Genomic DNA, 23,782 nt, shown 5'->3' on the forward strand with positions numbered 1-23,782 from the left:
GCGTTGAGCACGGGCAGCTCGTCCACCTGGCGCACCAGGTCGTCCAGGCGGCCCAGCAGGCCGGAGGTGTCGGTCACGGTGGCACGGGTCAGGCGGTCCAGGTCGCGGCCAATGGCACGCTGCACAGGTGCCAGGCGAGGCTGGGCGGCGCGTTCGATGCGCTGGTTGGCGCTTTTGAGCGCAGCCACCAGGGGCTCCAGGCTGCCGGTGAGCTGCGCCTGTTGCTGCGCCAGGCGTATGGCGGATTCGATGTCCACCACCAGGTTTTCGTCGCGCGAGCGCGACAGGCTTTGCATCAATTCTTCGAGCTGACTGCGCTGCAGGGCCACTTCGCTCACACGGGCTTCGGCCACTGAAAGGCGAGCGGCTGTTTCTCGCACCAGCTCTTCGGCCTGGCGGGCCATGGTGCGGGCCTCGATGGCCTGAGCGCCTGAGTCGGCAGATTGCCGGGCCAGCTGTTCCTGGATGGCGCTGAGTTTTTGCCACAGCATGCCGCTGCTGACCAGTGCGGCAGCGGCCACGGCGCCCAGTAGCAGCGTGACGGCGCCAGGCCGGCCTGGTGCGGGAGCCGCAGGTGCAAGGCCTGCTGCAGGCGCGCCCACGGGTGCGCCCACGGGTGCGCCCACGGGGGCGGCAGTGGGGGCTGGAGGCAGGTCGTTGGGCGGCGCAGAACTCATGCGGCCGATTCTATCGAGGCCACCACGTCTTCCAGCGCAGGACGGCATTCCCCCACGGTGCCAAAGCCCGCTGCACGCGCCGCTTGGGCAATGCGTGGGTGGGTGGCCAGTGCACGCGCAGCCCCCCAATGTTGCCCTGGCAGGGCCTCTGACAGGTGCGCCACGGCTTCAGAGCTGCTCAGCAGCCAGACCGTTCCGTCTTGCGCGGCCTGTTGCGCCAGCGCCACCTCGGTGGGGCCCAGCCGGGGGGCGCCGCGTTGGTATGCCACCACAAAATCCACCTGACCGCCTGCGGCCTCGATCTGCCGGGCGAGCCAGTCCCTGCCGCTGCCCTGGGCAGTGTCGTGCACGCCGCCAGAGTGTCCGCGCACGATGAGCACCCGGTCGCCAGGCTGAATTTGCCCTGCCACCTGCTGCCACAGTGTCTCCGAATCGAACTGCGGAGCGTCGGGCGCCGGGCCGTCGATGTGGCCCGGCGGCACCCCGGCCTGCTCCAGCGCACGCGCCGTGCCGGGGCCGGGTGCCCATGCTCTCATTTTGATAGCTGAAAGAGTATGACTGTCGCGCGGGGAAGCCGATTTTTGTTCAAAAAAATGGACCACCGCATTGCCGCTGACAAACATCAGTGCCCGGTACTGCGCCAGCCGGGCGTGGGCCTGGGCCAGCGCGTGTTGCGCTGCCGCGTCGGTGCACGGCCCGATGTCAATCAGCGGCAGGGCCACGGCCTGAATGCCACGTGCCGCCAGCAGTCCGACCCAGTGCGCAGCCTCGCGGGCTGGCCGCGTGACGATCACCCGGGGCATGGCTTGGCCGATCAATTCAGGGGGGCTGCGGCCTGGGCGCCACCAGCGCGCAGGCGCTGGGCAATCGCGTCGCCCAGCGCTTCGGCCTGCGCCAGCGTGGTGACGGCGGCGCTGGCCGCTGCGCGCACCAGGGGGGCCTGGGCATCCACATCGCCCCAGGCGGCGTCAAGCTGCAGCACGCCATTGGTGAAGGTGCCGTGCGCTGCCAGCGGCATCGAGCAGCTGCCGCCCATGGCGCGGCTCACGGCGCGCTCGGCGGCCACGGTCAGCCACGTGGGCTGGTGGGCCAGCGGGGCCAGCGCGGCAATCAGGTCTTGCCGGTCGCTGCGCACTTCAATGCCCAAGGCGCCCTGGCCTGCGGCGGGCAGCATGGCGGTGGGCGCAAACGTGGCCCGGATGCGGCTTTCCAGCCCCAGGCGCTTCAGGCCTGCGGCGGCCAGCACGATGGCGTCGTACTGGCCTTCGTCCAGCTTGCGAAGGCGCGTGTCCAGGTTGCCGCGCAGCGGCTCGATCTTGAGGTCCGGTCGCAGGGCCTGGAGCAGCACCTGGCGGCGCAGGCTCGATGTGCCCACCACCGCGCCTTGCGGCAGTGCGTCCAGGTGGGGGTAGTGGGGCGAGACAAACGCATCGCGCGGGTCTTCACGCTCCATCACGCAGGCCAGGGCAAAACCCTCGGGCAGCTCCATGGGCACGTCCTTGAGCGAATGCACGGCAATGTGCGCGCGGCCTTCTTCCAGCGCCACCTCCAGCTCTTTCACAAACAGGCCCTTGCCGCCCACCTTGCTGAGCGAGCGGTCCAGGATCTGGTCGCCCTTGGTGGTCATGCCCAGCAGTTCCACCTGGTGGCCCTGTGCACGCAAAAGGGCCTGCACATGCTCGGCCTGCCACAGGGCGAGACGGCTTTCGCGCGTGGCGATCACGATGGAAAGGGGGGGATTCTGGAGGCTCAAGTTCGTAACCTGTTTGTAATCATTCAGGGGCGGGCGATGCTAGCATGCGCCCGCACTGGGGCTGGTGCGCCCTGTGGGAGACAGGGGGCAGGCGGCGCCGTGCCACCCACCTACCACCGGAGACCCACGCACCATGAAACGATCCGACAAGGACCAGCCCCTGATCGACGACATCCGCCTGCTCGGCCGCATTCTGGGCGATGTGATCCGGGACCAGGAGGGCGTGGCCGCCTACGAACTGGTCGAGCAGGTGCGCAAGCTCTCGGTGGCTTTCCGCCGCGATGCCGACCAGGAGGCTGACCGCGCTTTGAAGAAGCTGCTCAAGTCCCTGTCGGGCGACCAGACGGTGAGCGTGATCCGCGCCTTCACCTACTTCAGTCACCTGGCCAACCTGGCCGAAGACCGCCACCACATCCGCCGCCGCGCCGTGCACGAGCGCGCGGGCGACACGCAAGAGGGCAGCATTGAAGTGGCCCTTTCGCGCCTGCGCTGGGCGGGCATTGCGCCCAAAACCATCTCGCAGACGCTGGCGGGCAGCTACGTGGCGCCGGTGCTCACCGCCCACCCCACCGAGGTCCAACGCAAGAGCATTCTGGACGCCGAGCGCGACATCGCCCAGCTGCTGGCCACGCGCGACGACATCCAGGTGCGCGCCCAGCTCTACAACAGCGCCAAAGACGCCCTCACCCCCCGCGAGCTGGCCGCCAACGAAGCCCTGCTGCGCGCGCGCGTGGCCCAACTTTGGCAAACCCGCCTGCTGCGCTACAGCAAGCTCACCGTGGCCGACGAGATCGAGAACGCGCTGTCGTATTACGAAGCCACCTTTCTACGCGAGATCCCCAAGATTTATGCCGACCTCGAAAACGAGCTGGGCCAGTACCCCGTGCACAGCTTTCTTCGCATGGGCCAGTGGATCGGCGGCGACCGCGACGGCAACCCGAATGTGACGGCGCAAACTTTGCAATACGCCCTGGGTCGCCAGGCCGAAGTCGCCCTGCGCCACTACCTGACCGAAGTGCACTACCTGGGCGGCGAGCTGTCGCTGTCTGCTCGCCTGGTGCAGGTATCTGCCGAGATGGAGGCCCTGGCCCAGCGCTCGCCCGACACCAATGAGCACCGTGTGGACGAGCCCTACCGCCGCGCCCTCACCGGCATCTACGCCCGCCTGGCCGCATCCCTGAAAGAGCTGACGGGTGGCGAAGCCGCCCGCCATGCCGTGGCGCCGCAAAACCCCTACGCCAGCGCCGAAGAGTTCCTGGCCGACTTGCGCGTGATCGAAGCGTCATTGAAGTCGCACCACGGCGAAGCCCTGGCGCAAGAGCGCCTGCACCCGCTGATCCGCGCTGTGCAGGTGTTCGGCTTTCACCTCGCCACCGTGGACCTGCGCCAAAGCTCTGACAAGCACGAAGAAGTCGTGGCCGAGCTGCTGGCCAAGGCCCGCATCGAGCCGAACTACGCCAGCCTGCAAGAAGCCGCCAAGCGCGCCCTGCTGATCAAGCTGCTCAACGACGCCCGCCCCCTGCGCGTGGTGGGCGCCGAATACTCGGCCCACACCCAGGGCGAACTGGCCATCTTCGAAACCGCCCGCGTCATGCGCGAGCGCTTTGGCCACGAAGCGATTCGCCACTACATCATCAGCCACACCGAAACGGTGAGCGACCTGCTCGAAGTGTTGCTGCTGCAAAAAGAAGTGGGCCTGATGAGCGGCACGCTCGATGCCGAATCGAAAAACCACCTCATCGTGGTGCCGCTGTTCGAAACCATCGAAGACCTGCGCAATGCCGCGCCCATCATGCGCGAGTTCTACTCACTGCCCGGCGTGGCTGCCCTGGTGCAGCGCAGCGGCGGCGAGCAGGACATCATGCTCGGCTACAGCGACAGCAACAAAGACGGCGGCATCTTCACCAGCAACTGGGAGCTGTACCGCGCCGAGATCGCCCTCGTCGAACTTTTCGACGAGTTGGCGACCACCCACGGCATCCAGCTGCGCATGTTCCACGGCCGGGGCGGCACCGTGGGCCGGGGCGGCGGCCCCAGCTACCAGGCCATCCTGGCGCAACCGCCCGGTACCGTACGCGGGCAGATCCGCCTCACGGAGCAGGGCGAAGTCATTGCCTCCAAATACGCCAACCCCGAAATCGGCCGCCGCAACCTCGAAACCCTGGTGGCCGCCACGCTGGAGGCCACCCTGCTGCAGCCCACCAAGCCCGCCACCAAGGCGTTTCTGGACGCTGCCGCCCAGCTCTCGCTGGCCAGCATGGGCAGCTACCGCGCGCTGGTGTACGAGACGCCCGGTTTTACCGACTACTTCTTCAACTCCACCCCCATCCGCGAGATCGCCGAACTCAACATCGGCTCGCGCCCCGCCAGCCGCAAGGCCAGTCAGAAGATCGAAGACCTGCGCGCCATCCCATGGGGCTTCAGCTGGGGCCAGTGCCGCCTCACGCTGCCCGGCTGGTACGGCTTTGGCTCAGCGGTAGACGCCTTTGTGAACACGGAGGGCAAAGACCCCAAGACCCAGCTGGCGCTGCTGCAAAAGATGTACCGCCAGTGGCCCTTCTTCCGCACCCTGCTGTCCAACATGGACATGGTGCTTGCCAAGAGCGACCTGGCCCTGGCCTCACGCTACAGCGAGTTGGTGACCGACGCGCGCCTGCGCAAGAAAGTCTTCACTGCCATCGAGGCCGAGTGGCTGCGCACCGCCGAGGCACTCACCCGCATCACCGGCGACAAGCAGCGCCTGACGCACAACACGGCCCTGGCCCGCTCCATCAAACACCGCTTTCCGTACATCGACCCGCTGCACCACTTGCAGGTAGAGCTGGTGCGCCGCTGGCGCGCCGGGCAGGGGGATGAGCGGGTGCAGACGGGGATTCACATCTCCATCAACGGTATTGCTGCCGGGCTGCGCAATACGGGTTGAGCCCGTGTGCGGTGTCAGGCGCTTTGCCAACAGCCCCGGCGCGAGCTAGCATGGACCCCTGGGCGCGACGGCGCACCTGAGTGGGCCCCGGGCAGAGGGGCCCTTGCGATGGGCGCAGGGTAACTGCTGTGGTGGCACGGCCCTGTGGTGTGTGGTCAAGGTGGTGGCCCGCCAACGGGCCGGGAGGCAGGGCTTTGGGCATTGATCTGGCGGCCTGGAGGGGGTTGCTGTCGCACCGGCTGGAAGCGGTCGCGCGCGCCGATTCAATGCGGGCCATTCGCGAGGGGTTGCTGTGGGTGCTGCCCTGCCTGATGGTGTCGGCCGTGTTCCTCGTGCTGTCGGTGCTGGCGCGTGTGCTGGGACTGCCGCCTGCGGTGGGTGACCTGCTGTCGGGGCTGCATGGCGAGATCAGCCGTATCCTGCCATTGCTGATTGCCGCTTCAATCGGCTACATGCTGGCTATCCGGCACCAACTGCCGCGGCTGCCCGTGGCCTTTCTGTGTTTTGTGTATGTAGCGCTGGCTTCGTATCAGCTTAGCGGGCAGCCGCGTGCTGCAGCCACACTGGTCTTGTTCATCGCGATTGCGTCGCCACTCATCAATGTGCCGCTGATGGCCCGTCTTATGCGGCTTCGCTGGCTTCAGGTATCGCGGGGGGCGCTTGTCAGCGACAACGTCGAGGACGCCGTGAACATGGTGGTGCCCGGCATCCTCACCGCTGCGCTGCTGGCCGCGGTCCTGGCCCTGCTGCAGCAATGGTCCGGCCTAGCACAGTGGAGCCTGCCCATGGACATGGTCGATCCCGACCGGTCTTACTTCAACGCCGTATTGCTCACCGGCATGAACTCGCTGCTATGGTTCTTTGGCATCCACGGCTACCACGCCTTGCAGCCCATTTTCCAGCTGTTGGAGCAGGCGGTGGGCTGGAACGCCATCGAACTGTTGACAGATCAGGCGCCCCAGCATCCGTTGAATGCGGGGTTGCTGGGGGCTTTTGCCTTCATTGGAGGCGCAGGTGGCACCTTGTCGCTGGTGGTGGCTGTGTTGTGGCGGGTGCGCAGCCCGGGGCTGCGCCTGTTGGCAGTGGCCAGCTTGCCCATGGCCTTGTTGAATGTGAATGAGCTGTTGTTGTTTGGTATCCCTTTGATCCTGAATCCGCGCCTGCTCATTCCCTTCATTCTGGTGCCTGCGGTCAACGCCTGTCTGGCGCTCGCAGCCGTGCAGGCCGGCTGGGTGCCGATGGCCAGCGTGCCCATGCCCCTCAACGCCCCAGTGTTGTTCAATGCCTATGTCAGCACACAGGGGGCGTGGTCAGCCGTGGCCTTACAGTTGGCTTTGGTGCTTCTGGGAGCCTGTATCTATGCCCCTGCTGTGCGCGCCCTGGAGCGCCACAACGCAACCACCGTGCACCTTCCCGGGCTGGACACCACCTTCACTCGGCTGCAGGAGGAGGGCAGCCTCTATGCCCACGACCCCATTGTGGTGGCGCAGCAGGGGCAGGCTCGCCGGGACGACGTGATGGCCCGGGTGCGCCGCATGGGGGACTATGAGTTCTTCCTGGAGTACCAGCCCCAGGTGTCGCCGCGCTCTGGCCTGTGTGTGGGTTGCGAGGCGTTGCTCCGGGCCCGCGACTCGCAGGGACGCATCCAGTCGCCGGGGTCTTTCCTGGCCTGGTTGTCTGAGGCAGGGCTGATGAAGGAGGTGGACCTGTGGGTAGCGGCTGCAGCCCTGCGTCAGTACCGGCGCTGGCGCAATGCGGGGTTTGAACTGCCGATTTCCATCAACGTCACGGGGCCGACCCTGATGTCGCCCGCCCATTGCCAGCGCTTGGTTGCGTTGATCGCGCCCGCGGCGGGTTGTATCAGCATCGAGATCACGGAGGACGCCCTGGCGGCCGATGTGGCGCAAATGCGCGATGCTATTGCCCAGGTGCATGCAGTGGGCGCCAAGGTATCCATCGACGACTTCGGAACCGGGTACTCTTCGCTCAGTTATCTGCACGCCTTTGCAGTGGACACCATCAAGATCGACCGCAGCTTTGTGGTGAGCAGCGCGGCCCCGCAGGGCGCACGCTTGTTGGAAGGCCTGCTGCATCTTTGCCAGAGCTTGGGGTTGGGCATTGTGGTGGAAGGGGTGGAAACCGATGAACAACTGCGAGTGCTGCCCGACTCCATCGACCTGCGCGTTCAGGGCTGGTACTACAGCCGTGCGTTGGCTGCAGACGACGTGCCCGCGTTTGTGCAGCAGTGCGTGCTGGAGGTTGGAGGCAAGGTGGCGCCTAGTGGCCCAGCAGCTCGCCCACCGGTTTGAGGCCTTTCACGCGGTCGCAGGCGGATTTCACGGCCAGCATCGCCGGGCTGCCCTGCAGCAGCTCCCACATGCCCCATGGCCAACCCCAGGCAAGCACGCTGACAAACACAGCCACCGGGCTCATGCTACTGGCGCGGCTGGTAAGCCGGGGGGGGGCGAGCAGGGTGCCGACGACGGTGTGGATCACCAACGATGCGCCACCAACGGCCAGGGCCATGTTGAGGGTGCCAAACTGCAGAAGAGCCACCAGCGTCACCGACGCTAAAAGCGCCGGCAGTGCGAGCGACAAGTCGCGAACGTCCACGGGCATGTGGAGGATCGGGGGGCTCTGCGCGCGGTGTCGCGGTGATGGGTGCGGTCGTCATGGCCCCATCGTAGACAGGCTGCTCAGCGTTGAGCTGGCTCTCCGGCCATCAGCACAGGATCAGCACAGGGGCAGGGTGCGTTGCTTGTTCAATGCGTCCACGGTACCCAGCATCTGCTGCCAATAGGTGGGCAGTGCGGACCAGGGCGCCCCAGTCGCCAGGTTGGTTGCGTAGACCACGCCAGTATTCATCCGAGGCCGATTGGCATTTTTCACGACTGTCTGCATGTCTGTGCAGGTACTGGCTGTGTGCACCAGCATGGCTTGTGCGGTGTTGTCCTTTGCATAGACCCAGGTGTTGCCAGGCTGGGGATCGATGTTCGCGTAGGCCGCTGCGTTGCCCGCATAGGTCACCAGCGTGTCGGCAACGCCCGCGTAGGCCGCGACTGGGTAGGTGCCCGGGTTGCCAATCACGATGGGAGCGGAGGGGGGCGTTGCGCCGGTGGTCAGGCCTGTAGTCAGCCCCTTCACATGCGTGTAGACCTCCTGGAAATGCGCCACGCGGGAGCTGTCGGTGGCCATTCCGTCCAGGAAGAAGCCGTCGAACAGGCCCGGGTAGAGCCGGATGTAGTTGGTGATGGTCGCCTTGATGTCGGCCACCGACAGTGCGCCGCTGCTGGTCGAGGTGGTAGCGACATAGCCGATCACGCGGTTGCTGGTGCCCGAGACGGCTTGGAAGGCCTTGATGGCCTTGGTGAGGTCGGCGTCTTCCTTGGTGTCTGCCGTCAGGACGCCGCTGCTGGGGTTGGCGATGGCGGTGATCTTCACGTCCGGATAGCTGGTCGCACCGCTCGTGAGGGTGACCCACGGCGAGGTAGTGCCGGTGGCGCTGAAATAGGCAGGCACCAGCACTTGCAAAGGCTTGCGTGCCGGACGCACAAAATAGGTGAGGCTGTCCGTGGCCGTGTTGGCACTGCTGGTTACCGTGGCGGCGACCTGGAACGTGGCCGTTGGGGGCAGGCTGCTCACCGTCAGCGTAGTGTTGGCGACACCGCTCACCGTGGTCGGTGCCACAGGGGCCAGAGCAGCCGCGCTGGCAGGGTTGACGGTGAATGTTGCGACGGTGCCGTTAGGTGCCTGGCTGCCGTTGACAAGCACATTGACCGACAGGGATTCCGACACGTTGGGTTCGAGCACGTTGCTGGTCGGTTGCACAAAGTTCACGCTGACGGGGGTAGCCGGTATGGGGGCAGGTGCCGGTGTTGGCGCTGGAGTGGGCGAGGGGGCTGGTGTACTGGTTTTGTCTGCCGCTCCTCCGCAGCCCGCCAGAGCAGCGGTCAAGGCCAGCAGGGATGCGAGGCGGTTTGTCGTGTTCATGGTGTGCATGGTTTTCAGGAGGTTCGTTGTGGGGAGCTATTGTGAACGCAGGCCGTGGTGCTTCCAAGCGCTGAAAGCGGGGCTTTGGATGGGAAAAACCGCGTTGTTGCGCCGATCGCGGCGGACCTGCGCCGCTAACATGGCCCCATGACATCCCCTTACCTCCGCATTCCGAGCATTGCGACCGTGCTGGCTGCTGCGGTGCTGCTGTCAGGCTGTGGCACCCTGGATGTGCCGCGCGCTGACAACTACCCCGCCACCGGCCAGAAGAAGGCGCGCGCCGTGCACCACTGGGATGTGCTGGCAGGTGATGTGGCCGCCCGCGTGGCCGACAAGATCGCCACCTGGCCACAAGGTGAGTACCCCATCCACGTCACGGTGGCGGACAACTCCCGCTTCAATCTGGGTTTTCTCAAGCTGTTGAAGGTGCATTTGCTGAATCGCGGGGTGGCGGTCTCGACCGTGCCGACAGCCGTAGAACTGGAGGTGCAAACGCAGCTGGTGCAGCATGAATCGGCGGTTTCACGCAGTTTGCCTGTCCCTATCGGCGGGACCCTTCTGGGCACGGGTGTTGGTGTGTGGCGTGACTGGAAGGTGCATTACGCGGACCGAACGCTATTGCCCGGTGTGGCCACCGCATTGGGTGTTGGGGCGGGTGTGGCCTTGGACATGGCGCAGCTTTACACCCAGGGCGCTGCTGCGGGTGGACCCACACGCACCGAAGTGCTGATCACCACCACGCTCAAAAGCCAGGACCGTTATCTCGCGGGTTCGGCTGACATGTATTACATCGAACAAGCCGATGCGGTGCTCTACCTGCCCGAGCTACCGCCTGTGGCTCCCGTTCCGACGCCGGTCAAGACCTGGCGGGTGGTGGCACCATGAAGACGTTGCATCTTTCGGCGCGAAGAGCCCTGTGGTGCTCGGCGGCGGTCCTGGCGGTTCTTGGTCTTCAGGGCTGCGCAAGCAACCCGGTCAGCACCTACTACTACGGTGACCGCACTGGCGGGGGCGCTCGTACCGATCTGATTGAGGTCAATGAGCGGGCCACCGATGCATTGCTGTTGCATGCGGTTCTGGATGCCAATCAGCCGGTGCTGGTGGCGACCTTGGTCAATGTGGATCGGTTGAATGAGTCCTCGCGTCTCGGACGTATCTTCTCGGAGCAGATAGCAGGTCGCATGGTGCAGCGGGGTTTGCGCGTGACGGAGGTGAAGTTGCGCGAAAGCTTGGCTATGCACCGTGACCAGGGAGAGCTTTTGCTGTCCCGCGAAGTACGTGAGGTGAGCCAGGCGCAGAACGCACAAGCCGTGGTGGTGGGGACCTACGCGATGTCCGCGTCAGTGCTATTTCTCAGCCTCAAACTGGTGAATCCGATGGGTAACCATGTGGTCGCAGCCCACAACTACGCGGTTCCGGTGGACGAGAACGTGCGCATGCTGTTGAACGGGCGCTGAGCGGATTGCTGGTGCCCAAAGGTCGCACTGGAAATGAAAACCAGCCCGCGGGGGGGGGGCTGGTGGGGCGTCTGAGCATTTGACCTGCGCCCATGGTCGCAGGCTTCGGATGGTCCGGGCTCAATGCAGCATCAGCGCGCCTGCCGTCTTGCTCTTGCCTGCGCGCGCTGGTGGGTTGCACAGGCCGCAGGTGAAGTGGCGGTTCTCGTACAACTCGGTCACAAACTGACCGCTGCACTGCGAGCACTTGGTACGGGTCAGCATGCCTGCGTCCACAAACTTGACCAGGCGCCAGGCGCGGGTGAAGGACAGCAGAGGCTCGATCTCCGCGGTGGTGACTTGCTCGTTGTAGAGGCGGTAGGCCTTGGTCAGCAACTCCACCGAATCCAGGTCCACGCCCTTGGACAGGTACTCGTAAATGTTCAGGAACAGCGAGCTGTGGATGTTTTCCTGCCAGGTCAGGAACCAGTCGGTCGAGAACGGCAACTGGCCCTTCGATGGCGACTTGCCCGCGATCTCCTTGTACAACCGGATCAGGCGCTCATACGACAGCGTGGTTTCCGATTCGAGCACTTGCATGCGGGCACCCATCTGGATCAGCATGGCGGCGCGTTCGATCTGCTTGGACTCGTTGAGAACGCTCTTGGCTGGGGCTTTGGCAGTGGTGGACATGGCGGGCTTTCAGGCTGGATGAAGAAGGTTCGGGCTCAGAGCACTTCCGACACGCGGCTTGCCATCAGGATGTTGGCGTGCAGTGTGTTGGTGGCTTCGTTGCCTACCTTCTTGGCCGTGTGGTTGGTCAGCAAGCTCCACACCAGGTTGTCGTCCACGCGGAAGCTGCAAAGAAGCGTGTTGCGGGAGGCCAGCTTCATCACTTGCGCTGCGGACAGCGACGCGAGAATATCGGCAGACTCTTCATTCATGCCCAAGCGGAACACGGCTTCCGCCTTGTCCTGGCGAATCAGGGTCTGGGCCAGCATCAGGTAGGTGAGGTTGGCTTCGCGGATTTCGGCGAGGAGTTGTTCGTTGGTCATGGCGGCTTCCTTTGTTCCAGTTCCCGGACCCTGCGTTGCCTGCTGGTTGCAGGTTTTGCGTGATCCGTTGAAATGGATTGTGAAACCGCCCCAATCAGAAATTAAGTCGGGGTTTGGCTGTGCTGCGTGTCTGGTTTTGCAGCGGTCCGTGTAGGAATTTGCCTTACACGCCAATCAGGTGGCGTCGGTCTTTTCATGGGGCCGCACCTGCTGCATTGGCTGGCGCAGGCCCATGCGTTCTGCTCATGGTTTTGATAGCACCCGCAAACCCCTCTTTTTTGCGCTTTTGCAACCCTTGGCGCCTGATACCCGCTGACGCGAGCGCTGCTTAGCCTTTTTCGACGGGGCGCGAAGGGTCAGAACACCACTCGCTCCAGCTGCCGGCAAACAGTGCCGTGGAGCCCAGGCCCGCGACTTCCATGGCCAGCAAATTGGGCACAGCACTCACGCCGCTGCCGCACTGGTGCACCACAGTGGCAGGGTTGCGGCCTGCCAGCAGGGCGTCGAACTCAGCGCGCAGCACGGCAGCAGGCTTGAACCGACCGTCGGCGCCGATGTTCTCGGCAAAGGGGCGGTTGAGTGCGCCCGGAATATGGCCTGCCACGGGGTCCAGCGGCTCGACTTCGCCCCGGTAGCGGGCGCCAGCTCGGGCATCGATCACGGTCTGGTCGGGCTGCTGCAGGTGCGCAAGCACGTCGCTGGCCGTGGCCAGTCGGCGCAAGGGCTCAGCCAGTTGAAAGCGGGACTGGAAGTGCGAGGGCTCCTCGCCGCTGCTGACAGCGCCGCCTGCGGCTTGCCAGGCCTGCAGCCCACCATCGAGCACGGCCACGGCATCGTGGCCCGCCCACTTGAGCATCCACCATAAGCGCCCGCAGTAGTTGGCACCCTGGCGGTCATACACCACGGCCTGCATGTGGTTGGCAAAGCCCACGCTGCACAGCCAGTTCGCAAAACGTTCGCGGCTGGGCAGCGGGTGGCGGCCACCGGACGCGGGCTTGTCGGCCTCCTGCGCGGTGACGGTGCCGCCCGCACCCGGCACGCCATGTTTGGCGCTCAGGTGGTTGTTGAGATCGGCGTACACCGCGCCCGGGATGTGGGCCTCGCTGTACTGCCGGGCGCCCGCCGAGGTCTGCATCAGGTCAAAGCTGCAGTCGAACACCATCAGCGGCGCGCCGCTGCCGATCTGGGCCTGCAGTTCGGTGGCAGAAATGAGGGTCGTGTAAGTCATTGTGTGTGCCAGTGCAAAGGGAAAACAGGCTCCATTGTGTCCAACTGCTTGCAGCCCCGTGCTGTCAGGTCGTATCAGTGTTCTTCAGCGGGGGCTCCCGGTGCAGCGCGGGCCCGCAGGATGGTGGCCACGATGCCACTGCCCACGATGAGGGCCATGCCGATCCAGCCGATGGGAGGAATCTTGTCACCAAACAGCAGCACGCTGTAGAGACCTGCAAACACAATGCCTGAGTACTGCAGATTGGCCACCACCAGCGTGCCGCGCTGGGTCTTGGCGCTGGCGTAGGCCTTGGTCATGCACAGCTGCCCGCCCGCAGCCAGTGCGCCGATGGGCAGCAGCCACAGCGCCTGCCAGCCCGGCCAGTCCGACATGCCGGTAAATAGCATGGCCACGCCGCCTGCCACCGCAGAGCCCACGGCAAAGTAGAAGACGGTGCGCGATTCTGGTTCACCCAGGCGCGAGAGCGCTACCACCTGCATGTAGGCAAATGCGGCGGTCAGCCCAGACATGAGCCCGATCAGGCCCGCAAAGGCCTGGTTTTGGTCAAGGCTCGGGCGCAGCATCAGCACCACGCCCACAAAGCCGATCAGCACGGTCACCACCAGCGGTCCCTGCAAGGCCGGGCGGGGTGTGGCGGGCGAGGGGCGCCAGGCCAGCAGCGTGCCGCCGATCAGGAAGGCGGCGATCCACACGCTGCTCATGTAGTTGAGCGTCATGGCCGTAGCCAGGGGCAGGTGGGCAATGGCGAAGAACCAGGCGCCGAGCGATGTCACACCCACCAGGCTGCGCCAGGCATGCATGCCGGGGTATTGCGTAGCGAGCGTCACCTTTTGCGAACGCGCCAGCAGCCACAGGATGACCATGCCGATCAGGCCGCGGTAGCACACCAGCTCGGCCGAGTTGAAGAAGTCCGATGCGATCTTGACGCACACGCCCATGCTGGCGAACAGGAACGCGGCCAACACCATCCAGAGGGCTTGCATCGGGTTGTGGTCTCTTGAGGGGCACCGTGTGATGCCGATATGAAAATAGCTGCCAGCGCTTATTTTTTAAGCACTGGCAGCTATTGTAATGAGAGCAGACCTCGGCGGGCCCGCAGATTGGCGGGGTTTTGCCGCCGTATTCAGCGTTTTGGTGTGGCCGCCTCGATGGTGTCGCTGCCCATCGCAGACCGGTACCACTCATGGAAGTGCTGCATGCCGTCCTCCATGGGGCTTTGGTAGGGGCCGACCTCGTTGTCGCCACGGGCCAGCAAAGCTTTGCGGCCCGCGTCCATGCGCTCGCCGATTTCGTCGTCTTCGATGCAGGTCTCCATGTAGGCGGCCTTCTGCGCCTCGACGAACTCGCGCTCGAACGCGGCGATTTCTTCGGGGTAGTAGAACTCCACCATGTTCAGCGTCTTGGTCGGGCTGATGGGGTGCAGGGTGGATACGGTGAGCACATGCGGATACCACTCCACCATGATGTGCGGGTACAGCGTGAGCCAGATGGCGCCGTGCTTGGGCGGCTTGCCTTCGCGATAGGCCAGCAGGGCTTCGTGCCAGCGCTCGTACACGGGGCTGCCCGCCTTGCCCAGACGGTTGGCCACGCCCACGGTCTGCACGGAGTAGTTCTTGCCAAACTCCCAGCGCAGGTCGTCGCAGGTGACGAAGCTGCCCAGGCCCGGGTGGAAGGGGCCGACGTGGTAGTCCTCCAAATAGACCTCGATGAAGGTCTTCCAGTTGTAATTGCACTCGTGCAGTTCCACGTGGTCGAGCACGTAGCCGCCAAAGTCCAGATCGGCGCGCGGACCCATCTGGGCCAGGTCGCCGGCCACGTCGTAGCCGTTGTCTTCAAACAGCAGGCCGTTCCACTCGCGCAGCTTGTAGTTGTTCAGGTTGAGGCAAGGGTCATGCGCGAAATGGGGTGCGCCCAGCAACTCGCCCTGGGGGTTGTAGGTCCAGCGGTGCAGGGGGCACACGATGTTGCCACCCGCATGGCCCTTGCCCTGGCCTTGCAGCGAACCCTTGCCCTTGAGCATCACGGCCTGGCGATGGCGGCATATGTTGGAGACGAGTTCAATGCCGCCCTGGGCGTTGCGTACCAGTGCGCGGCCTTCGCCCTCCTGGGGCAGGGCGTAGTAGTCGCCCGAGTGGGGCACAGACAGTTGGTGCCCCACATAGCGGGGCCCGCGCTGGAAGATGGTGTCCAGCTCGCGCTGAAACAGCGCATCGTCAAAGTAGCTTGAAACTGGTAGTTGGCTCGCGGCCTGCTGCAGTTGAAGACTTAAATCAGACATGGGTGACCTGACCTAAAGACTCCCCACAGGGAGAAAGTGCGGGAGGTGCGCGAAACGCGCATCTGGAAAAAAAGAAACCGGCTAGTGTGGGTAGCCGGCTCGACGGGAATGGGATTATAGATGGTGGGGTTATTCCCGCACCCCCCTTACGTGTATTGAAATCCCTGTTCTAGACGCAGGTCAAACAGGCGCTGGGTGAGCTTGTGCCTCTGATGGCAACGGGGCGTTTTCTGGGGTGCCCCATCCATTCAGCGGGCTCCGGTCTCTGCGCCGTGATGGTGCGCCTAAAATGGCCGGTTTTCACCTGCGCTCTGCCGCTTTGCCCATGCCCAAGGCTTCTGCCACCCCCGCGCCGCCCGCCGAACCTGCCAGCTACGAAGCGGCGCTGGAAGAGCTGGAGCAGCTTGTGGCCCGCATCGAGTCGGGCCAGTTGCCGCTGGACCAGATGTTGGCGGGCTACCAGCGTGGCGCTGCGCTTCTGGCGTTCTGCCGCAAGCGACTGGAAGCCGTGCAGGACCAAATCAAGGTGCTGGACGACGGCCAGCTCCAACCGTGGACTCAGGAATGAGCGCAGTGCATGCGCCGTCAGTCGCCGTGACGAGTCAACTCCCCCCTTTTGATGTGGCTCCCTGGAGCCAAAACCATCTGGCCAGCGTGGAGCAGGCCCTGTCCGGGTGGGTAGGCCATGGTGCCCCTGCCGGGCTTGGCGACGCCATGCGCTACGCCGTGCTGGATGGCGGCAAGCGCCTGCGGCCGCTGCTGGTGCTGGCTGCGTACGAGGCCGTGCGCAGTGGCGCGCCTGTTGTGGATGTGTCTGGTGAAGCCGCCCTGCGCGCTGCGTGTGCGGTGGAACTGATCCACGCCTATTCCCTGGTGCACGACGACATGCCTTGCATGGACAACGACGTGCTGCGCCGGGGCAAGCCCACGGTGCATGTGCAGTTTGGCGAAGCCCAGGCCTTGCTGGCAGGTGATGCGCTGCAGGCCTTTGCGTTCGAGTTGCTCACGCCCGACGACAGCGCCGTGCCGGTTGCCATGCAGGCCACGCTGTGCCGCCTGCTGGCGCGCGCAGCAGGCTCGGCCGGCATGGCGGGCGGCCAGGCCATTGACCTGGCCAGTGTGGGGGTGGCGCTGACCGAAGACCAGCTACGCCAGATGCACCGGCTCAAGACCGGAGCGCTGCTGCAGGGCAGCGTGCTCATGGGCGCCGTGTGTGGCCATGCAGCACCACATGCCTACCAGGCGTTGTTGGACTACGGTGCTGCCATGGGGCTGGCGTTCCAGGTGGTGGATGACATCCTGGATGTGGTGGCCGATTCCGCCACGCTGGGCAAGACGGCGGGCAAGGATGCCGCCGCCGACAAGCCCACCTATGTCTCTTTGCTGGGGCTCGAGCGCGCTCAGGCCCATGCCCAGGAACTGCTGCGGGACGCACACGCCGCCCTGGCGCGCAGTGGCTTGCCGGACACCCGGGCCCTGGCTGCGCTGGCCGACATGGTGGTGCGCCGCTCTTACTAGAATTTGAGCAAAATTGGCCTCTTCCGCCTGTCCATCATGCGTTAGTAGCTATTAAAAGAATAGTAAATGTCCACGACCTCATTCCCCCTGCTGCAGACCATCAACGACCCGGCAGACCTGCGCCAGCTGGCGCGCGCCGACCTCAAGGCGCTGGCTGCCGAGTTGCGCGAGTTTGTGTTGCACAGCGTCTCCCAGACGGGCGGGCATCTCAGCTCCAACCTGGGCACGGTGGAGCTGACCGTGGCCCTGCACCATGTCTTCAACACCCCTGAAGACCGCCTTGTGTGGGATGTGGGCCACCAGACCTATCCGCACAAGATCCTGACTGGCCGACGCGACCGCATGCACACGTTGCGTCAACTGGGCGGTATCTCGGGTTTTCCGCAGCGCGCCGAGAGCATTTACGACACCTTCGGCACGGCACATTCCAGCACCAGCATCTCCGCTGCGCTGGGCATGGCTCTGGCCGCCAAGCGCAAGGGCGAAAACCGCCATGCGGTAGCCATCATCGGCGACGGTGCGATGACCGCGGGCATGGCCTTCGAGGCGTTGAACAATGCTGGTGTTGCAGATTGCAACCTGCTGGTGGTGCTCAACGACAACGATATGTCGATCAGCCCGCCCGTGGGCGCGCTCAACCGTTACCTGGCTCAGCTCATGAGCGGCCAGTTCTATGCCGCCGCCAAGAACGTAGGCAAGACCGTGCTCAAGCCCGTGCCGCCCTTGCTGGAGCTGGCCAAGCGCTTCGAGCAGCAGGCCAAGGGCATGGTGGTGCCCGCCACCCTGTTCGAAAAATTCGGCTTTAACTACATCGGCCCCATCGACGGGCACGACCTCGATTCGCTGATCCCCACGCTCGAAAACATCAAGAGCCTCAAGGGCCCGCAGTTTCTGCATGTGGTCACCAAAAAAGGCCAGGGCTACAAGCTGGCCGAGGCCGACCCCATTGCCTACCACGGCCCCGGCAAGTTCGACCCCAGCGTGGGCCTGACCAAGCCCGCCACGCCACCCAAGCAGACCTTCACCCAGGTGTTTGGCCAGTGGCTGTGTGACATGGCTGCGCAGGATATGCGCCTGGTGGGCATCACACCCGCCATGCGTGAGGGTTCGGGCATGGTCGAGTTTGAAAAGCGTTTCCCCGAGCGCTACTACGACGTGGGCATTGCCGAACAACATGCCGTCACCTTCGCGGCGGGCATGGCCTGCGAGGGCGTCAAGCCCGTGGTGGCGATCTACTCCACGTTTTTGCAGCGCGGCTATGACCAACTGATCCATGACGTGGCCCTGCAGAACCTGCCCGTCGTGTTTGCGCTGGATCGTGCGGGCCTGGTGGGTGCCGACGGCGCAACGCATGCCGGGGCATACGACATCCCGTTTGTGCGCTGCATTCCCAACATGAGCATGGCTTGCCCTGCCGACGAGCGCGAGTGCCGCCAGCTGCTGTCTGCCGCGTACGAACAGAACCACCCTGTGGCTGTGCGTTACCCGCGCGGCAGCGGTGCGGGTGTGGCGCCCCTGGCCGGGCTGGATGCCCTGCCGTATGGCAAGGGCGAGATCCGCCGCGAGCGCCAGGGCACCGATGCCAAGGCGCAGCGCATCGCCATCCTCTCGTTTGGCACCCTGCTGTACCCAGCGCTGGAGGCGGCCGAGTCCCTCGATGCCACCGTGGTCAATATGCGCTGGGCCAAGCCCATCGACGAAGTGTTGCTGCGAGACGTGGCCGAGCGCCACGATGTGCTGGTCACTCTGGAAGAGGGTACGATCCAGGGCGGCGCAGGCAGCGCGGTGACCGAGGCCCTCAACGCGATGGGCATCATGCGCCCCGTGTTGCAACTGGGCCTGCCCGATGTGTTCATAGAGCATGGTGACCCGGCCAAGCTGCTGTCGCTGCAAGGGCTCGACGCCCCGGGCATCCGCAAGGCCATCGAGCTTCGTTTCTCCTGCTAGTAACGGGTTCTTTCTGGGTTTTCCGCCGGGTTGCCGAGGCAACCCGGGCACCTGTTCACACCTTGCTTCTGCTGGCGGCGCGCAATGTTTGTGGCGTGGCGTTTGCCTCTGTCTGATCGGGAAAACCAAGAGGGCTTGGGGGCTTTCGTACTCCTACAATCGTGACAAAAGGCAATAGGCGAAGGCCTGCGCTGGGCGTCGCGAAGGTGTTCTGCGCCATTGCCATGCCACAAACTCATGGAGACAAGTGTTATGGATCGCCGTTCCCTCATCAAGCACGCAGGTATCGCAGGGGTGTTGGCCACCGGCGCAGCGCCTGCCGTGTTTGCCCAAGCATCCATACGGTGGCGTTTGGCGTCCAGTTTCCCCAAGTCGCTGGACACCATCTATGGTGGTGCCGAGGTGTTTGCGAGGGCCGTCAAAACGATGTCGAATGGCCGCTTCGATATTTCAGTGCATGCGGGCGGTGAGCTGATGCCTGCGTTCGGTGTCGTCGATGCGGTGCAGGGCGGGGCCGTAGAAATGGCGCATACCGTCCCGTACTACTTCTATGGCAAGAGCCCCGCCTTTGCTTTGGGCTCTGCCATTCCCTTTGGCTTCAACTCGCGCCAGATGAGCGCCTGGATGCAGCATGGCAATGGGCGCAAGCTCATGAATGAGTTTTACGGCGGATTCAGCATAGTGAGCTTTGCAGGTGGAAACACCGGCACTCAGATGGGGGGATGGTATCTGCGTGAAATCAAGAGCCCGGGTGATTTCAAGGGCATGAAGATGCGGCTGGGAGGGGGATTGGTTGGAGAGGTGATGGCCAAGTTGGGGGCCATTCCCCAGAGCATCCCAGGAGGCGAGATCTATCAGGCATTGCAGAAGGGAACTATTGACGCTGCGGAATGGGTGGGCCCTTACGATGATCAGAAGCTGGGCTTTCACAAAGTGGCGCCGTACTATTACTACCCGGGCTGGTGGGAGGGGGGGCCCGAGGTGGATTTCTTCATCAACCGCAAGGCGTTTGATAGCCTCTCTGCAGACTACAAAGTCATCGTGGAAGCCGCCGCAGCGCTGGCGCACTCGGACATGCTCGCCAAGTATGACGCGCTGAATCCGACAGCCCTCAAGCAACTGGTTGCAGCGAAAACCAAGGTATTGCCCTTTTCGCAAGCCGTCATGGATGCGTCGTTCAAGGCCTCGATGGATGTCTTTGCAGAGAACGACGCCAAGTCTCCCGAGTGGAAAAAAATCTACGGCGACATGCGGAATTTTCAGCGCGACCAGATTCTTTGGTTTCGATTTGCGGAAGCTCGTTACGACACCTTTATGTCTGCTCAGAAGATCTGAATGTGCCGGGGGCTGCAAGCTGACGCAATTGCTTGCAGAAGCCTGAACGCTTGGACGCCTCTTTGATTTTCACGGGAAAACCCGCAAATCCGGCGGGGGGCATCTTCCTACAATCGTTTGCGGTAAAGAGGTCCTTGGGCATCGGGTAATCGCCCTGCGCGCCAAGTTGTGCAATAGAGTTTTCGGAGATAACCACATGGATCGTCGTTCAATCATCAAGCATGCCGGTATCGCTGGCGTGCTGGCTGCGGGTGTTGCTCCTGCCGTTCACGCGCAGGCTGCTGTGCGCTGGCGCCTTGCGTCGAGTTTTCCCAAGCCACTCGACACCATTTATGGCGGCGCTGAAGTGTTCGCCAACGCGGTGAAGGCCATGTCGGGCGGCAAGTTCGAGATCTCCGTCCACGCTGGCGGTGAACTGATGCCTGCCATGGGTGTGGCTGACGGCGTGCAGCAAGGTTCGGTGGAAATGTGCCACACCGTGCCGTACTACTTCTATGGCAAGAACCCCGCTTTCGCGCTGGGCTCCGCCATTCCGTTCGGCATGAACTCGCGCCAGATGAATGCCTGGATGATGCATGGCAACGGCCGCAAGCTGATGGATGAGTTCTATGCGGGCTACGGCATGATCAGCTTTGCGGGTGGCAACACCGGCACGCAGATGGGTGGCTGGTACCGCAAGGAAATCAAGTCGGTCGCCGACATGAAGGGCCTGAAGATGCGCCTGGGTGGTGGTCTGGTGGGCGAGGTGATGCAGAAGCTGGGTGTTGTTCCCCAGAGCCTGCCTGGTGGCGAAATCTACCAAGCCCTGGAGAAGGGCACGATCGACGCAGCAGAGTGGGTCGGCCCTTACGATGACCAGAAGCTGGGCTTCAACAAGGTGGCGCCTCATTACTACTATCCTGGCTGGTGGGAAGGCGGTCCCGAAGTGGACTTCTTCGTCAACCAGAAGGCATTCGATGCACTCTCTGCCGAGAACAAGGCCATCATCCAGGCTGCATCCTCGCATGCCGCTGTGGACATGCTTGCCAAGTACGACGCGCGCAATCCTGTCGCTCTCAAGCAGCTGATTGGCGCCAAGATCAAGCTCTTGCCTTTCAGCAAGGATGTGCTGGACGCTTCGTTCAAGGCCTCGATGGAGGTCTATGCGGCGAATGATGCCCGCAGTCCCGAGTGGAAGAAGATCTACGCAGACTTCCGTACATTCCAGCGTGATCAAGTGGCATGGTTCCGTGTGGCTGAAGGCCGGTTCGATAGCTACATGCAGACTGTCAAGCTCTGATCTGGTATCAGCCAGCTTGTGTAAAAAAACCGCGCTTCGGCGCGGTTTTTTTATGGCCCAAAGGGTTTGCGGTCGCGGGGTCTGACCAGCGAGTTGTGCAGCACGGGCGCACGAAGCACTTGGCGCGTAATGGTTGCGCCGTGCGGCTGCACCATGACAATGGATTCTGCTTGACGCAGGTGGCGCAGATCCTGTGCCCTGTGCTTCCCCGTTGACCCTGGGGCGACGAGCGCGAAAAAAAACCGCGCTAGGGCGCGGTCTTTGGGCTGCAAGGGCTGCAGGTGTGGGGCGATGGCTGCTGGCCAGTAGTCTCCCAATCAGAACTGGCGAAATGCTTTCAGTTCAGCACCGATGCGCTCGAACTCTGCGATGAGTCCGGGCGTTGCGCCATAGAACACCGTGAACTTGCCTGCGAGCGTGCGCACGTACAGGCGTGGGGCGATGAGCCAGCTCAGGCCCGGAACGCGGATCACGCGTACGTAGGCCAGATCATCGAAGGCCATCGCCTTGTCCCACACCCAGCGTTGGTGCAGGCCACTCGCGTGGATGCGGGTGCGGCTGACCATGATGCTCCACCATGTCCAGGCCATGAGCGCCAGGCCGGCGATGAACCAGCCCGTGCCATTGCTCACGCCGCTACCGAGCGCGCCACGTGACCACAGCTGCGCAAACCAGATGGTGCAGCCCCCCACGATCACCGTGGCAAAGACCCGGAAAGTGGTGGAGAACGCTGAGCCCACCACTTCGCCGCCCGTCGGGGCGAAGCGGAAAGGCTCCATCATGGGCTGGGGTGTGAGGTTCAGCATGCAGATCTACCGTGCTGCGGTGAGTCTGTCATTTGGCCGGTTCGGCCGGCGCAGCGGGTGCTGCGGGCTCTGCTGGAGACGTTGCCGCATCGCCGAAGGGGTTCTCCCCGCCCGGCGAATCTTCGGTGCGCATGTCGTCCACAGGCACTTCGATCTGGACCTTGTCGGTGTCAATGATTTCCTGCTTGGGCAGGAACATGGTTACCGTCTGGGGCACGAAGATCACAATGGCGACCAGCAGCATCTGCATCACCACCCAGGGGATCGCCCCCATGTAGATGTCGCTGGACAGAACGGGCTTGGGAATCCGTCCTTCCTTGAAGAGGGTATTGGCAATGCCGCGCAGGTAGAACAGTGCGAAGCCGAAAGGCGGATGCATGAAGCTCGTCTGCATGTTCACGCACAGCAGCACGCCGAACCAGATCAGATCGATACCCAGCTTGTCGGCCACTGGGCCCAGCATCGGCAGGATGATGAAGGCGATCTCGAAGAAGTCGAGGAAGAAAGCCAGGAAGAAAATGAAGATGTTCACCGCGATCAGGAAGCCGATCTGACCGCCCGGCAGGCCTGCGAGCATGTGCTCCACCCACTTGGCACCGTCCACGCCCTGGAACACCATTGAGAACACGCGCGCACCGATCAGGATGAACACCACCATGGCGGTCAGGCGCATCGTGCCTTGCATGGCCTCCCACATCAACTGCCAGTTCAAGCGCTTATGGATGGCGGCCAGGATCATGGCGCCCACGACGCCCATGGCGCCCGCTTCTGTTGGCGTGGCTATGGCCGTGTCGATGCCAGGCAGGCCACCCATGGAGCCCAGCACAGCAAAGATCAGCAGGGCTGATGGAATGATGCCGCGCAGGCACTTGAGCCACAGCTTGGCGCCCGACATGGTGCGGGCCTCCTTGGGAATGCCGGGCACGTAGTGGGGCTTGAAAACGCCCAGCAGGAAAGTGTAGCCCGCGAAGATCAGCACCTGCAAAATGGAAGGGCCCCAGGCGCCACGGTACATGTCGCCCACCGAGCGGCCGAGTTGGTCGGCCATCACGATCAGCACGAGGGAGGGTGGCACCAGCTGCGTGATGGTGCCCGAAGCGGCCAGCACGCCGGTGGCGTAGCGCATGTTGTAGCCGTAGCGGATCATCACGGGCAGCGAGATCAGTGCCATGGCGATCACCTGGCCGGCCACGGTGCCGGTGATGGCGCCGAGGATGAACCCCACGATGATCACGGAGTAGCCCAGGCCGCCGCGCACGGTGCCAAAGAGCTGGCCCATGGAGTCCAGCATGTCTTCGGCCAGCCCGCACTTCTCCAGGATGGCGCCCATGAAGGTGAAGAAGGGGATGGCCAGCAGCAGCTCGTTGGAGAGGATGCCGAAGATGTTGATGGGAAGGTTGGCCATGAAGACGGCGGGGAACCAGCCCATCTCGATGGCAAAGAAGCCTGACGCGAGCCCCAGCGCTGCCAGTGAGAAGGCGACGGGGAAGCCGATCAGCATCACCACCACCAAGCCCGCGAACATGATCGGGGCAAAGTTTTCCATTTGCATTT

Annotated in this window: 20 protein-coding genes and 1 pseudogene; 9 read left to right on the forward strand and 12 right to left on the reverse strand. The window is 63.8% G+C overall.

Going from position 1 to position 23,782, the window contains the following annotated elements:
- The 3 genes from DBR12_RS12900 to hemC all read right to left on the reverse strand — a co-directional run.
- On the reverse strand, window positions 1–677 hold a 677-nt coding region (locus DBR12_RS12900; protein ID WP_199226684.1), incomplete at its 3' end, for a uroporphyrinogen-III C-methyltransferase.
- The gene (locus DBR12_RS12905; protein ID WP_108617613.1) at window positions 674–1,480 is read right to left on the reverse strand and encodes a uroporphyrinogen-III synthase; all 807 of its coding nucleotides are present in this window, start codon (window positions 1,478–1,480) and stop codon (window positions 674–676) included. The genes DBR12_RS12900 and DBR12_RS12905, both read right to left, overlap by 4 nt.
- A gap of 11 nt (window positions 1,481–1,491) precedes the next feature.
- Complete coding sequence (gene hemC / locus DBR12_RS12910) at window positions 1,492–2,430, reverse strand: hydroxymethylbilane synthase (RefSeq protein ID WP_108617614.1); 939 nt, start codon at window positions 2,428–2,430, stop codon at window positions 1,492–1,494.
- A gap of 133 nt (window positions 2,431–2,563) precedes the next feature.
- On the opposite strand from hemC, the gene ppc reads away from it, so the two are divergent.
- Window positions 2,564–5,353 (forward strand): phosphoenolpyruvate carboxylase, encoded by a 2,790-nt coding sequence (ppc, locus tag DBR12_RS12915; RefSeq protein WP_108617615.1) that lies wholly within the window; start codon window positions 2,564–2,566, stop codon window positions 5,351–5,353.
- A 266-nt stretch (window positions 5,354–5,619) separates the two neighbouring features.
- A complete protein-coding gene (locus DBR12_RS12920; RefSeq protein WP_108617655.1) occupies window positions 5,620–7,662 on the forward strand; it encodes an EAL domain-containing protein in 2,043 nt (680 codons plus the stop codon).
- Here DBR12_RS12920 and DBR12_RS12925 read toward each other — a convergent pair.
- Window positions 7,631–7,912 (reverse strand): annotated as a pseudogene (locus DBR12_RS12925) (AI-2E family transporter); the annotation flags it as partial. The gene DBR12_RS12920 and the pseudogene DBR12_RS12925 sit on opposite strands and share 32 nt — an antisense overlap.
- A gap of 174 nt (window positions 7,913–8,086) precedes the next feature.
- Entirely contained in the window at window positions 8,087–9,343 is a 1,257-nt protein-coding gene (locus DBR12_RS12930; RefSeq protein WP_146185531.1) for a spherulation-specific family 4 protein, read from the reverse strand.
- Window positions 9,344–9,490: 147 nt separating this feature from the next.
- Between DBR12_RS12930 and DBR12_RS12935 the strand changes: the two genes are divergently transcribed.
- On the forward strand, window positions 9,491–10,228 hold the full coding sequence (locus tag DBR12_RS12935) for a hypothetical protein (protein WP_108617618.1): 738 nt from the start codon (window positions 9,491–9,493) through the stop codon (window positions 10,226–10,228).
- Window positions 10,225–10,800 (forward strand): FlgO family outer membrane protein, encoded by a 576-nt coding sequence (locus tag DBR12_RS12940; protein WP_108617619.1) that lies wholly within the window; start codon window positions 10,225–10,227, stop codon window positions 10,798–10,800. The genes DBR12_RS12935 and DBR12_RS12940 overlap by 4 nt, the downstream gene beginning before the upstream one ends.
- A 120-nt stretch (window positions 10,801–10,920) precedes the next feature.
- Here DBR12_RS12940 and flhC read toward each other — a convergent pair whose 3' ends face one another.
- From flhC to DBR12_RS12965, 5 genes are all read right to left on the reverse strand, one after another.
- On the reverse strand, window positions 10,921–11,472 hold the full coding sequence (flhC, locus tag DBR12_RS12945; RefSeq protein WP_108617620.1) for a flagellar transcriptional regulator FlhC: 552 nt from the start codon (window positions 11,470–11,472) through the stop codon (window positions 10,921–10,923).
- A gap of 35 nt (window positions 11,473–11,507) precedes the next feature.
- Entirely contained in the window at window positions 11,508–11,834 is a 327-nt protein-coding gene (gene flhD / locus DBR12_RS12950; protein WP_108617621.1) for a flagellar transcriptional regulator FlhD, read from the reverse strand.
- Between the two features lie 328 nt (window positions 11,835–12,162).
- A complete protein-coding gene (locus DBR12_RS12955) occupies window positions 12,163–13,062 on the reverse strand; it encodes a sulfurtransferase (RefSeq protein ID WP_108617622.1) in 900 nt (299 codons plus the stop codon).
- Between the two features lie 74 nt (window positions 13,063–13,136).
- Window positions 13,137–14,048, reverse strand: a complete 912-nt coding sequence (locus tag DBR12_RS12960) for a DMT family transporter (RefSeq protein WP_108617623.1) — start codon at window positions 14,046–14,048, stop codon at window positions 13,137–13,139.
- A 140-nt stretch (window positions 14,049–14,188) separates the two neighbouring features.
- A complete protein-coding gene (locus tag DBR12_RS12965) occupies window positions 14,189–15,343 on the reverse strand; it encodes an aromatic ring-hydroxylating dioxygenase subunit alpha (protein WP_108617624.1) in 1,155 nt (384 codons plus the stop codon).
- A 325-nt stretch (window positions 15,344–15,668) separates the two neighbouring features.
- Between DBR12_RS12965 and xseB the strand changes: the two genes are divergently transcribed.
- The 5 genes from xseB (at window position 15,669) to DBR12_RS12990 (ending at window position 21,422) form a co-directional block, all read left to right on the forward strand.
- Window positions 15,669–15,911, forward strand: a complete 243-nt coding sequence (xseB, locus tag DBR12_RS12970; protein ID WP_108617656.1) for an exodeoxyribonuclease VII small subunit — start codon at window positions 15,669–15,671, stop codon at window positions 15,909–15,911.
- Window positions 15,908–16,861, forward strand: a complete 954-nt coding sequence (locus DBR12_RS12975; protein WP_108617625.1) for a polyprenyl synthetase family protein — start codon at window positions 15,908–15,910, stop codon at window positions 16,859–16,861. The genes xseB and DBR12_RS12975 overlap by 4 nt, the downstream gene beginning before the upstream one ends.
- A gap of 66 nt (window positions 16,862–16,927) precedes the next feature.
- Window positions 16,928–18,808 (forward strand): 1-deoxy-D-xylulose-5-phosphate synthase, encoded by a 1,881-nt coding sequence (gene dxs / locus DBR12_RS12980; RefSeq protein WP_108617626.1) that lies wholly within the window; start codon window positions 16,928–16,930, stop codon window positions 18,806–18,808.
- A 252-nt stretch (window positions 18,809–19,060) separates the two neighbouring features.
- The gene (locus DBR12_RS12985) at window positions 19,061–20,143 is read left to right on the forward strand and encodes a TRAP transporter substrate-binding protein (protein WP_108617627.1); all 1,083 of its coding nucleotides are present in this window, start codon (window positions 19,061–19,063) and stop codon (window positions 20,141–20,143) included.
- A 196-nt stretch (window positions 20,144–20,339) separates the two neighbouring features.
- On the forward strand, window positions 20,340–21,422 hold the full coding sequence (locus tag DBR12_RS12990) for a TRAP transporter substrate-binding protein (RefSeq protein WP_108617628.1): 1,083 nt from the start codon (window positions 20,340–20,342) through the stop codon (window positions 21,420–21,422).
- 317 nt (window positions 21,423–21,739) lie between these two features.
- On the opposite strand, the gene DBR12_RS13000 is transcribed toward DBR12_RS12990, so the two are convergent.
- The gene (locus DBR12_RS13000) at window positions 21,740–22,228 is read right to left on the reverse strand and encodes a hypothetical protein (RefSeq protein WP_108617630.1); all 489 of its coding nucleotides are present in this window, start codon (window positions 22,226–22,228) and stop codon (window positions 21,740–21,742) included.
- 28 nt (window positions 22,229–22,256) lie between these two features.
- Entirely contained in the window at window positions 22,257–23,780 is a 1,524-nt protein-coding gene (locus tag DBR12_RS13005; RefSeq protein ID WP_108617631.1) for a TRAP transporter large permease subunit, read from the reverse strand.
- Between the last annotated feature and the right edge of the window lie 2 nt (window positions 23,781–23,782).

It is taken from the genome of Acidovorax sp. HMWF029, from assembly GCF_003060895.1.
Classification (GTDB): domain Bacteria; phylum Pseudomonadota; class Gammaproteobacteria; order Burkholderiales; family Burkholderiaceae_C; genus Acidovorax.

What these genes read in the sequence shown, in the direction of transcription:
- DBR12_RS12905 (WP_108617613.1), bottom strand. Translation starts at nt 1,480, where the DNA reads ATGCCCCGGGTGATCGTCACGCGGCCAGCCCGCGAGGCTGCGCACTGG.
- ppc (WP_108617615.1), top strand. Translation starts at nt 2,564, where the DNA reads ATGAAACGATCCGACAAGGACCAGCCCCTGATCGACGACATCCGCCTG.
- DBR12_RS12920 (WP_108617655.1), top strand. Translation starts at nt 5,620, where the DNA reads ATGCGGGCCATTCGCGAGGGGTTGCTGTGGGTGCTGCCCTGCCTGATG.
- DBR12_RS12930 (WP_146185531.1), bottom strand. Translation starts at nt 9,343, where the DNA reads ATGAACACGACAAACCGCCTCGCATCCCTGCTGGCCTTGACCGCTGCT.
- DBR12_RS12935 (WP_108617618.1), top strand. Translation starts at nt 9,491, where the DNA reads ATGACATCCCCTTACCTCCGCATTCCGAGCATTGCGACCGTGCTGGCT.
- DBR12_RS12940 (WP_108617619.1), top strand. Translation starts at nt 10,225, where the DNA reads ATGAAGACGTTGCATCTTTCGGCGCGAAGAGCCCTGTGGTGCTCGGCG.
- flhC (WP_108617620.1), bottom strand. Translation starts at nt 11,472, where the DNA reads ATGTCCACCACTGCCAAAGCCCCAGCCAAGAGCGTTCTCAACGAGTCC.
- flhD (WP_108617621.1), bottom strand. Translation starts at nt 11,834, where the DNA reads ATGACCAACGAACAACTCCTCGCCGAAATCCGCGAAGCCAACCTCACC.
- DBR12_RS12955 (WP_108617622.1), bottom strand. Translation starts at nt 13,062, where the DNA reads ATGACTTACACGACCCTCATTTCTGCCACCGAACTGCAGGCCCAGATC.
- DBR12_RS12960 (WP_108617623.1), bottom strand. Translation starts at nt 14,048, where the DNA reads ATGCAAGCCCTCTGGATGGTGTTGGCCGCGTTCCTGTTCGCCAGCATG.
- DBR12_RS12965 (WP_108617624.1), bottom strand. Translation starts at nt 15,343, where the DNA reads ATGTCTGATTTAAGTCTTCAACTGCAGCAGGCCGCGAGCCAACTACCA.
- xseB (WP_108617656.1), top strand. Translation starts at nt 15,669, where the DNA reads ATGCCCAAGGCTTCTGCCACCCCCGCGCCGCCCGCCGAACCTGCCAGC.
- DBR12_RS12975 (WP_108617625.1), top strand. Translation starts at nt 15,908, where the DNA reads ATGAGCGCAGTGCATGCGCCGTCAGTCGCCGTGACGAGTCAACTCCCC.
- dxs (WP_108617626.1), top strand. Translation starts at nt 16,928, where the DNA reads ATGTCCACGACCTCATTCCCCCTGCTGCAGACCATCAACGACCCGGCA.
- DBR12_RS12985 (WP_108617627.1), top strand. Translation starts at nt 19,061, where the DNA reads ATGGATCGCCGTTCCCTCATCAAGCACGCAGGTATCGCAGGGGTGTTG.
- DBR12_RS12990 (WP_108617628.1), top strand. Translation starts at nt 20,340, where the DNA reads ATGGATCGTCGTTCAATCATCAAGCATGCCGGTATCGCTGGCGTGCTG.
- DBR12_RS13000 (WP_108617630.1), bottom strand. Translation starts at nt 22,228, where the DNA reads ATGCTGAACCTCACACCCCAGCCCATGATGGAGCCTTTCCGCTTCGCC.
- DBR12_RS13005 (WP_108617631.1), bottom strand. Translation starts at nt 23,780, where the DNA reads ATGCAAATGGAAAACTTTGCCCCGATCATGTTCGCGGGCTTGGTGGTG.